Source organism: Duganella sp. S19_KUP01_CR8, assembly GCF_036688705.1.
Lineage (GTDB): Bacteria > Pseudomonadota > Gammaproteobacteria > Burkholderiales > Burkholderiaceae_D > Rugamonas.
Genome location: NZ_JAQQPR010000026.1, coordinates 96,042 through 106,792 on the forward strand (window position 1 = coordinate 96,042; position 10,751 = coordinate 106,792).

Genomic DNA, 10,751 nt, shown 5'->3' on the forward strand with positions numbered 1-10,751 from the left:
CCACGCATGAGCCATGCCGCGCGCGACCAGGCAGACCCACGCTACCAGCGATGCATGGTGCTGGCCGGGGGCGGCTTCTGCTTCGGCTACTACCTCGGCATGCATGCGGCGGCGATCGATGCCGGCCAGGAGCCGGACCTGCTGCTGGCCACCTGCGGCGGTTCGGTGGCCGGCGCCATCATCCGCAACCTGCCGGACAGCGCGGCGCGCAAGGCCTGGCTGGCGTCGCCGCAGATGTATGAGTTTTTCTGCGGCCTGCGTTCCGGCCCGCGCGCCTCGCCGCTGCGGGCCGTGACCAGCATCGTGCTGCGGCGCTTGAATGGCGCGCGGGCGGCGCATATTCCAGACCTGTTCAACGATTATCTGTTCGAGATTCCACCGGTGCTGCCGCTGCCGCCGGCGCCCACGGCCGCATCCTCGACCACGCCGGCGCTGGCCATCCTCGGCGGCAAGCTGCTGTTCGGTCCCGACGAAGTAGGGCAGTTGCGGCAAGGGCGCGCCATTTATCGCGTCACCTTGTTTGGCGATGCGCGCATCGCCGCGCTGGCGGCCGGCCAGCCATCGGCCATCGGCCGTGACGGCTGGACCAACGCCGTCGCGCACGAGCTGGAGATCGACACCACGATGCCCCTGGCCGACGCCGCCCGCATCTCGATTGCCGACATGGTCTACTTCCGCTGCCAGTCCGCCGGCGGCGCCGACTACACCGGCGGCGTGATCGACCTGTTCCCGATCGAGCTGGCGCAGTGCCTGGCGCAGCACATCAGCATGGAGATGAAGCAGTCCTACGAACAGTTCACCGCGATTCCGGCCTTGCGTTCGGTGTTCGGCTTCGACGCCAACCGCCGCCTGCGCCATGTGCACGGCCAGTCGGTCGACGTGTGGATCGATACGTCCGACGTCAGCGAGGCCTTGCACGGAACCGGTGTCCAGAAGCGCATCGCGTGGCGGCACAACCGCGTGCAACTGGTGGCGCCGGCCAGCTATGAACAATACGTGGCCGACGTGGAAACCCAATGGCTATATGGCTATCGGCGGGCACAGGAGGCCTACGCGCTGGCCGCGCAAGGCCGCCGCGCCGCCATGCGCAACGAGGATAAGCACAACAAGGCCTCGACCTAAGATTGCCTGCCTTTCTCAAACGCCTGCGCAAAAAATAAGTCGCACACGCTTGCGCGTCTTCGTTGACAAAAAATATTAATCAGAATATATTTTGAACACTGAATTGGAATCGTTTCCAATTCTAATCAGCGACACAGACCGGGCCACGACCCGGTCGGCACGGAGACTGCAACAGCAAGCGAAACGCCTCGTAGCGAAGGCGCCCCTGCGCCCATTTTTTTGCCGGGCCGGGTTGTCTGGCGCTCCATGCTCCCTGACCGCAAACGGAATAGCCGGCGTTGCCGGCGAAGGTGCGGACCGGACGGCCGTCCGGTTCGAAATGAGGAAGTATGGATACGAGGAGTCATACATTGTGAATAAACAGAAATTCGTTCTGTCCGCCGTTGCCGCCGGGATTTTGATGGCGTACGGCACGCAGGTGTCGGCCAGCGTCACCAGTCCCGTCATCGGCCCCTTGCTGTGGTCCGAGGAGTTCAACGCCGCCGCGCTCAACACCACGCTGTGGACGGCGGTGGACGGCAACGGCTGCCAGATCAACCTGTGCGGCTACGGCAACCAGGAACTGGAGTACTACAGCCCCAACAACGTCTCCATCGCCAACGTGCCGTTCGAGCCGAACACGCGGGCGCTGGCGATCAAGGCGCAGAACCAGACGGTGGGCAGCAACGTCTTCACTTCCGGCAAAATCGGCTCCTTCGGCAAGGTGCAGGTGCAGTACGGCATGGTCGAGATCCGCATGTCGACGCCGCAGCTGGGCATCGGCCTGTGGCCGGCCGCGTGGATGCTGGGCGTGAGCCCGCAGACCTGGCCGCGCAACGGCGAGATCGACATCATCGAGATGGGCCACAAGGCCAGCAGCCGCGCGGCGGCCGGCACGCCGACGCCGGCGATCGACAACTTCGTCGGCTCCAACGTCATCACCTGGCAGCAGGCCGCCTGCGTGCCGGGCAACGAAAGCTGCGCCGCCTCGACCGCATGGCAGACCAAGAACTGGTACACGCCGAGCCAGTCGCTGGCGAACCGCTTCGTCGTCTACCGCCTGTACTGGACCGACACGCAGATGCGCTTCACCGTGGTCGACAACGGCGTCGAGCACGATATGTACAACAATCCGCTGCCGGTCAATTCGACCGCGCTGCAATCGCCGTTCTACCTGCTGTTCAACCTGGCCGTCGGCGGCAACTTCACCGACGCGGCCGCGCCGGGGCAGGTGACGGCGCCGCTGCCGGGCACCATGTATGTCGACTATGTGCGCGTGTACCAGTTGGACGGCAAGGGCTCGGTCAAGCTGGGTAGCCAGACCACGCCGGAGGTGGGCAAGTTCGGCGTCTTCACCGACAACACCGTGGTCAACAACAAACTGCAGGCGGGCACCAGCTCCGACGTTTTTGTGTGGAACAACGCCTCTGTCACGCAGGGCAACTTGCCGCCGTATGAAGGCGGCAATGTGATGGCGTGGAGCTTCAACACGCCGGGCCAGTGGTTCGGCGGCAGCGTGGAATCGCGCCAGGCGCGGGACATGAGCAACTTCCGCAACGGCACCATGAAGCTGAAGATCAAGATCCCGGCCAACGTCGCCTTCACGGTGGGTGTGCAGGATACCTACACCAACCAGAACGCGGTCAAGTTCCCGGCCAACGCCACCACCTACGGCCTGGTGCGCAATGGCGACTGGGGCACGGCGACCATCCCGGTGGCCGACCTGGCCGGCAGCAAGGTCGCCTTGCAGTCGATGCTGGACCTGTTCCAGATCGCCAGCGACGGCGCCGCACTGCCGAGCTCGGCTTTCCAGATGGCGATCGATGACATCGTCTGGGATACCGGTGTGCCAACTCCGACCCCGACGCCCACACCGACTCCAACCCCAACGCCGACCCCGACGCCAACTCCGACGCCAACTCCGACACCAACGCCTACGCCGACACCAACTCCGGCGCCGGCCGTGCAGCAAACCAGCGCGACCATGCTGAAGTTCTCGCTGACTTCCAGCAGCTGGGCGGACGTGCACTACACCGTCAACGGCGGCGGCCAGCTGAACGTGCGGATGACGCAGAGCGCCGGCGTCAACAGCTACACCGCGAGCGGCCTGAAGATCGGCGACGTGGTGAACTACAGCTTCACCTACTGGGACGCGGCACATAACTACGCCGTCGACACCGCGCGCCAAAGCTACACCATGAAATAAACCCAGGGTCAGGTCCCCCATTTGCTCACGAACTGATGCATTAATGGGGGACCTGACCCCGGGGTTTTGGAAATTGCGCCATTCTGTCGCCCTTTAAAAATGCCACAATGCAGAGCAGGATATCGGGTACAATTATTTGAACGATCGTGCTTTTTTAGCGGGGTCATAAGAATATGGAGACAGCATGGATTTGAACTACACGGCGGCGGATCTGGCGTTTCGTGACACGGTGCGCGCCTTTCTCGACGCTAACCTGCCCAGCGATTTGCAGAAGAAAGTCCGCAACCACCTGCGCCTGAGCCGCCAGGATTATGTGCGCTGGCATCAGATCGTCGCCCGCCAGGGCTGGGCCGCGCCGGCCTGGCCGGTCGAGCACGGCGGTCCGGGCTGGAGCGCCACCCAGCGCCATATCTGGGAGGAAGAGTGCGCCCGCGCCGGCACCCCGCCCATCCTGCCGTTCGGCGTCAACATGGTGGCGCCGGTCATCATGGCCTTCGGTAACGAGGCGCAGAAGGCCCACTATCTGCCGCGCATCCTCAGCTGCGAGGATTGGTGGTGCCAGGGCTACTCCGAGCCCGGCTCCGGTTCCGACCTGGCTTCGCTGAAGACCACTGCCGAGCGCGCCGGCGACCACTACATCGTCAACGGCCAGAAGACCTGGACCACGCTGGCCCAGCACGCCGACATGATCTTCTGCCTGGTCCGCACCGATACCACCGTGCGCAAGCAGGAGGGCATCTCCTTCCTGCTGATCGACATGAAGACGCCGGGCATCACCGTGCGTCCCATCATCATGCTGGACGAAGACCATGAGGTGAACGAAGTCTTCTTCGACAACGTCCAGGTGCCGGTGCAGAACCTGATCGGCCAGGAAAACAAGGGCTGGACCTACGCCAAGTACCTGCTGGGCCACGAGCGCACCGGCATCGCGGCGGTCGGCCGCTCCAAGCGCGAGCTGCTGTTCCTGAAGAAGATCGCCTCCGAGCACTACAAGCACGGCAAGCCGCTGCTGCAGGACCCGGTCTACGCCGCCAAGGTGGCGAGTCTCGAAATTGAATTGATGGCGCTGGAAACCACGGTGCTGCGCGTGATCACGCGCGAATCGCACGCGCCGGGACCGGAGGCCTCGCTGCTGAAGGTGCGCGGCTCGGAGATCCAGCAACTGCTGACCGAGCTGATGGTCGAGGCGCTGGGCCCGGACGCGCTGCCGTTCGACACCGACTACCTCGAAGGCAAGGCCGACCACGCCGTCACCGGCGACGACGCCGCCGCGCCGCTGGCCGGCTACTACTTCAATTTCCGCAAGACGTCGATCTACGGCGGCTCGAACGAGATTCAGAAAAACATCATCACCCAGATGATCCTGGGACTGTAAGGGGCAGCGATGGATTTTAATTTGAAAGAAGAACAGCAGCAGTTCGCCGACGCGCTGCGCCGCTGGGTCGACAAGGACTACGGTTTCGACGTGCGCCAGCGCATCGTGCATTCCGCCTCGGGCGTGTCGGACGTGGCCTGGAGCACGCTGGTGGAACTGGGCATGACGGCCTTGCCGGTGCCGGAGGAGCAGGGCGGCTTCAACGGCAGCGCGGTCGACCTGTGGGTGGTGATGCAGGAGATCGGCCGCGGCCTGGTGGTCGAGCCTTACTTCGCCACCGTGTGGGGCGCGCAATTCCTCAAGCTGGCCGGCAACCAGCATCATCTGCTGGAGGAAGTCGCCAGCGGCGAACTGACGCTGGCCTGCGCTTTGGGCGAGAAGCACGCGCGCCATGAACTGTCGGACATCAAGACCATCGCCAGCATCAACGGCGAAGGCTACCGCATCGACGGCAGCAAGACCGTGGTGATCCACGGCGCCCAGGCCGGCGCGCTGATCGTCTCGGCCCGCAGCGCCGGCGCCCAGCGCGACACCAACGGCATCAGCCTGTTTGTGGTGCCGGCCGACACGCCGGGCGTGATCGTGCGCGACTACCGCACCATCGACGGCCAGCGCGCCGCCACGGTGCAGTTCAGCCATGTGGCGGTGCCGGCCTCGGCGCTGCTGGGCAAGCTGGGCGGCGCGTGGGAGATGCTCGACGAGGCGGCCGACTACGGCGCCAGCCTGCTGTGCGCGGAAGCGGTCGGCGCGATGGACGCGCTGTTCGCCGCCACGCTGGAGTACCTGAAGACGCGCAAGCAGTTCGGCGCGCCGATCGGCGGCTTCCAGGCCTTGCAGCACCGCATGGCCGACATGTACATCCACCTGGAGCAGGCCCGTTCGATGGCGATGCTGGCGGCCGCCCGCATGTCCTGCGGCGACGCCGAGGAGCGCCGGCGCGTGGTGTCGGCGGCCAAGGTGCGGGTGGGGCAGGCGTCGAAGTTCCTCGGCCAGCAGGCGGTGCAGCTGCACGGCGGCATGGGCGTGACCGACGAACTGCCGGCCGCGCACCACTTCAAGCGCCTGGCGATGATCGAGGTGAGCCTGGGCGATGTCGACCATCACCTGGAGCGCTTCATCGCCCAGCGCGGCTTCCAGCAGCATTCCTGAAGCGCCGCGACCAGGCCCGGGCTTAGTCCTTGGCCTTGTCGGCGTCCAGCGCGCTGCTGCTGTGGCGGTTGCGGCCGCCCTGTTTTGCCAGGTAGAGCTGGCTGTCGGCGACCCGCACCGCGGCGTCGCTGCCGCTGGCGTCCAGCGGCGGCAGCGCGGTGCAGACGCCCAGGCTGGCCGAGACGTGCGGCGCGGTCGGCGAGGCGGCGTGCGGAATCGCCAGCAGCCGCACTTCGTCGAGGATGCGGCGCGCCACCACGTCGGCGCCTTCCGGCCCCTCCTGCGGCAGCAGCAGGATGAATTCCTCGCCGCCGTAGCGGGCCAGCAGATCCGGCGGCCGCGCGGCGCAACGCGCCATCGCCGCGCTCACCTGTTGCAGGCACAGGTCGCCCGCCTGGTGGCCGTAATGGTCGTTGTAGAGCTTGAAGTGGTCGATGTCGATCATGATCACCGACAGCGGCAGGCCGGCGCGCGCGCAGCGCCGCCATTCGGCCTCCAGCGCGTCGTTGAAGCTGCGGCGGTTGGCCACGCCGGTCAGGCCGTCGGTCATGCTCAGCTCGCGCATGGCGTCGGCCTGGCGCTTGATGGTCAGCTGGCTGCGCACCCGCGCGCGCACCACCGCCACGTTGAAGGGCTTGCTGATGAAGTCGACCGCGCCGGCCTCCAGCGCGCGGGTCTCGTCTTCCGGCTGGCTCAGCGCGGTGACGAAGATCACCGGGATGTCCTGCAGCCGAGGCGAGTCGCGCAGCGCCGCGCAGACCGCGTAACCGTCCATGCCGGGCATCACCGCGTCCAGCAGGATCAGGTCGGGTTGCTGCTCGAGCGCCACTTCCAGCGCCTTCTCGCCGTCCAGCGCGAACAGCACGTCGTGCTCGTCGCGCAGGGCGTGATGCAGGATCTGGATGTTTTCCATGGCGTCATCGACCACCAGTATGCGTCCATTCCTGGCCAGGTTGGTCCAGCTCATGCACTGTCCTTTCGTTGCAACATATCGGCCACCATTTTTTGCGCAACTGTGAAATTCAGCGTCTCGACCGCTTCCGCCAGCGCGCCGGCTTGCGCCGTCGCCGCCAGTGCCGGGCGCAGCGCGCGGAAGTGTTCCAAGGCTTTCAAGTTGTTATTCTGAAGCAAACACTGTAACTCCGCCAGCTTTTGCGGTAAGTCTTGCGTCACAGTGTTGCTCGGGAGAACATCCGGCGCCGCCAGCTGGCGCGCCGCCGCCGTCAACCGCTGCAGCGCGGACTCCAGCTGCGCCAGCGCGGCCTGTAGCGCGGCCGGCTCGGGGGCGGCGTGGTGCAGCACGGCTTCGACGTTGGCGGTCAGGCCGGCGACCTGGGTGGCGCCGAGGTTGGCGGCCACGCCGCGCAGCCGGTGCAGGCTTTGCGCCGCCTGTTGGGGCTGGCCGGCGGCCAGCAGCGCCCGCACCTCGCCCACAGTGCCGCCCTGCGACAGCTCGAAACGCTTGAGCAGCGCCACCAGCGCATCGGCGTTGCCGCCCAGCCGGGCCAGCGCCGCGTCCAGGTCGACGCCGGGCAGCGCCGCCAGCGCCGCGGCGTTGTCGCCCAGCCGGGCCAATGCGCTGTCCGGGGCGGGCGGCGTGGACGCCGCAGCCGCCACGGCCGTCACGGCAGTCGCGGCATCGGTTGCGGCCGCCGGCTCGGTCTGGCTGCGCACCAGCCGGATCAGCACGGTGATCATTTCCTCGACGTCGATCGGTTTGGCCACGTGGGCGTTCATGCCGGCCCGGTGGGCGCGGCGGCGGTCGTCCTCCATCACGTTGGCGGTCATGGCGACGACCGGCAGGTCGGCCAGCGCGCCGCCGGCCGCGCGGATCGCCACGGTGGCGTCGTAGCCGTTGAGCACCGGCATCTGCACGTCCATCAGCACCACGTCGCAGCGCTGGGGATCGGCCAGCAGCAAGTCGACCGCCAGCTGGCCGTTGGCCACCGTCTCGACGCTGGCGCCGGCGTGGTGCAACATGTATTGCGCCACCTCCTGGTTGATTTCATTGTCTTCCACCAGCAACACGCGCATGCCGGCCAGCCGTTCGTGCAGCGGCGAATGCTCGCTGAGCGGCGCCATGCCGGCGTCGCGGTTGTCGCCCCCCAGCAGCGAGGCGACCCGCTCCAGCAGGCGCGCCGGGCTGACCGGCTTGGACAGCATGCCGGCCGCGCCCAGGCCGCTGCAGCGCTGGGCCTGGGCGGCGACCACGTGTTCGGACGCCATCAGCAGCACCGGCGGCAGCGGCTGGCCGGCCTGCAGCCAGTCCTGCAGGGCGGCGCCGTCCGGCGTCGGCAGGTCGCAGTCCAGCAGCATCAGGCCGTAGGGCTGGCCCAGCTGCTGGCGTTCATGCAGCAGGGCCAGCGCGGCCCCGGCGTCGGCGGCGCCGCTGGCGACCCAGCCCAGGTGGTCGCAGGCGCGCTGCAAGGCCAGGCGCACGCTGGCGTTGTCGTCGACGATCAGCACCGCCAGGCCGGCGGCGACGGCCGGCGGCGCGGCGGCCGGCGCGCCGCATTCGAGCGGGCAGGTGAACAGGAATTCCGAGCCGACGCCGGGTTCGCTGCTGACCTCGATCGCGCCGCCCATCATGTCGGCCAGCTGGCGGCAGATCGCCAGGCCCAGGCCGGCGCCGCCGAACTGGCGGCTGGTGCTGCTGTCGGCCTGCGAGAAGGCGCCGAAGATGTGCGCCTGCTGTGCCGGCGTGATGCCGATGCCGGTGTCGCGCACGCGGAATTCCAGCAGCATCGCTCTCAAACCCGGCAGGCCCGGCGGCTCCGGCGCGACGGCGCCGGGCGCCTGCCGCACCTGCAGCACCACCTCGCCGCGCTCGGTGAACTTGATGGCGTTGCCGATCAGGTTGAGCAGCACCTGTTGCAGCCGCATCGGGTCGCCCGCCAGCTCGGCCGGCAGGCGCGGGTCGATGTCGTAGACCAGCTCGATGCCCTTGTCGCAGGCGCTGCCGCTGACCAGCACGCTGATGCTGCTGAGCACGCGCTCCAGGCTGAAGCTGGCATGTTCGAGCACCAGCTGGCCCGCCTCCACCCGCGAGAAGTCCAGCACGTCGTTGACCAGGCCCAGCAGCGATTGCGTGGCCAGCTGGATCTTGTCCAGGTAGCCGCGTTCGCGCGGCGCCAGCCCGGCTTCCTCCAGCAGGCGCGCCAGGCCGATGATGGCGTTCATCGGCGTGCGGATCTCGTGGCTCATATTGGCCAGGAATTCGCTCTTCGCGCGGCTGGCGGCCTCGGCGCGGTCGCGCGCCAGCACCAGCTCCTCGTTCAGTTCCTGCAGGTGCAGCTCGGTTTCCTTGAGCTCGCTGACGTCGGACACCAGCACGAAGAAACCGCTGACCAGGCCGCCCTGGTCGACATCCGGGATGTAGTTGACCCAGGTGTGGCTGAGCTCGCCCGACGGCCAGCGCAGCTGGTCGGCAAAGGCTTGCGGCTGGCCGGCCAGCGCGCCCTGCACATAGGGCGCGCAGACGGCGTACTGGGCCTCGCCCAGCACTTCGGGCATGTGCGCGCCCAGCATCTGCCCGGTGCGGCGGCCGTGCCACTCGAGGAAATAGCGGTTGGCGAAGCGGCAGCGCAGGCCGGCGTCCCAGTAGGCCACCATGCCGGGCAGGTTGTCGGTCACGGTGCGCACGAAGTGCTCGCTCTGCGCCAGTTGCGCCACGGTGGCGCGCAACGCCTCCTTGGCGGCCTTGCGGTCGGTGATGTCGAGCGAGATGCCCAGCACGTGGGTGACGGCGCCGTGTTCGTCGCGCAGCGCCACCTTGCGGGTGGTCAGGTAGCGGGTCCGGCCGCTGGCGTCGGTGATCGGTTCCTCGGCGATCTCGGTCACCTCGCCGGGGGCCGAGGCCAGCACCCGGCGGTCGGCGGCGGCGAAGAAGTCGGCCTGGGCGGTGGGCACCAGGTCGTAGTCGCTCTTGCCGATGAAGGCTTCGCCGTTGGGGCGGCCGAACATCTGGGCGCCGTGGCGGTTGAACAGCTCGTAGCGCAGGTCGGCGGCGCGCTTCAGGAAGATCATCGCCGGCATGTTTTCCAGCATCGAACTGAGCAGCTGGCGCGAGCGCCGCAGTTCGGCCTCCGCCCGTTTCAGCTCGCTCACGTCCATCAGCAGGGCGGTGATGCCGACGATGCGGCCGTTGGTGCCGAACTGCGGGTAGTAGCTCAGCACCCAGTAGCACAGCTGCTGGGGCGAAGCGGCCGGATAGCCCGAGCGTTGCAGGCCGGTCAGCGGCCGGCCGCTGTCGAGCACGGTGCGGTAGTCGGCCAGCACGCTGCGCCGCACCTCGGGGTCGGGGATCATCTCGCCCACGTGGCGGCCCAGGTGGGCGATCACCGGCTCGTTGTTGAGCGCGGCCAGGTAGTCGTTCAGGCGGACGAAGCGCAGCTCGTTGTCGACATAGCTGAGCCCGACCGGCGCGGTGGCGTACAGGGTTTCCAGCTGGGCGCGGTTTTTTTCCAGCTGGACGGTGCGCTCGGCCACCAGCTGTTCGAGCTGGGCCTGGTTGCGGCGCAGGTCGCCCTCCAGCGCGTGGAAGGCTTGCCCGACCTCGTTCGCCTCGCGGAAGGTCGGCGCGCCCAGCGTGAAGGGGCTGCCGCTGGCCAGCGCCTGGGCCGGCCCGACCAGCTCGCGCACTGAGCGGGCGATGCGGCCGCCGACCCACCAGGCCAGCGAAAAGCCGGCCAGCAGCAGCGCGGTCATGGTCAGCGAGATGGTGGTGATGGCGTTCAGCAATTCCTGCAGGGCCTGGTGCTGCGGCGTGGCGATGGCGACGGTGACGCGGCTGACCGGCGCGCGGCTGAAGCCGAAGTAAATCGGCGTGCCGTCGGCCGCTTCGGTCGACAGCAGGGCTTCGCCGTTGGCGTGCAGCTGGGCCCGCATCGCCTGCTCGGCGGCCCGCGCCAGCAGCTGGCG

Annotated in this window: 6 protein-coding genes; 4 read left to right on the forward strand and 2 right to left on the reverse strand. The window is 67.8% G+C overall.

The features are described from left to right. The first annotated feature begins 6 nt into the window (after window positions 1-6). From V6M89_RS23360 to V6M89_RS23375, 4 genes are all read left to right on the forward strand, one after another. Complete coding sequence (locus tag V6M89_RS23360) at window positions 7-1,122, forward strand: hypothetical protein (RefSeq protein WP_332855436.1); 1,116 nt, start codon at window positions 7-9, stop codon at window positions 1,120-1,122. Between the two features lie 352 nt (window positions 1,123-1,474). Beyond that, entirely contained in the window at window positions 1,475-3,307 is a 1,833-nt protein-coding gene (locus tag V6M89_RS23365) for a glycoside hydrolase family 16 protein (RefSeq protein ID WP_332855437.1), read from the forward strand. A 184-nt stretch (window positions 3,308-3,491) separates the two neighbouring features. After that, on the forward strand, window positions 3,492-4,682 hold the full coding sequence (locus V6M89_RS23370; RefSeq protein WP_332855438.1) for an acyl-CoA dehydrogenase family protein: 1,191 nt from the start codon (window positions 3,492-3,494) through the stop codon (window positions 4,680-4,682). Window positions 4,683-4,691: 9 nt separating this feature from the next. Further along, window positions 4,692-5,831 carry an acyl-CoA dehydrogenase family protein gene (locus tag V6M89_RS23375; RefSeq protein ID WP_332855439.1) on the forward strand — a complete coding sequence of 380 codons (1,140 nt, stop codon included), beginning with the start codon at window positions 4,692-4,694 and terminating at the stop codon, window positions 5,829-5,831. Window positions 5,832-5,853: 22 nt separating this feature from the next. Here the strand turns inward: V6M89_RS23375 and V6M89_RS23380 are convergent, their stop codons facing one another. Together V6M89_RS23380 and V6M89_RS23385 are read right to left on the reverse strand one after the other, a co-directional pair. Continuing rightward, complete coding sequence (locus tag V6M89_RS23380; RefSeq protein ID WP_332855440.1) at window positions 5,854-6,798, reverse strand: diguanylate cyclase domain-containing protein; 945 nt, start codon at window positions 6,796-6,798, stop codon at window positions 5,854-5,856. Then, the coding region (locus V6M89_RS23385) for a PAS domain-containing protein (RefSeq protein WP_332855441.1) at window positions 6,795-10,751 on the reverse strand (3,957 nt) is incomplete at its 5' end. The genes V6M89_RS23380 and V6M89_RS23385, both read right to left, overlap by 4 nt.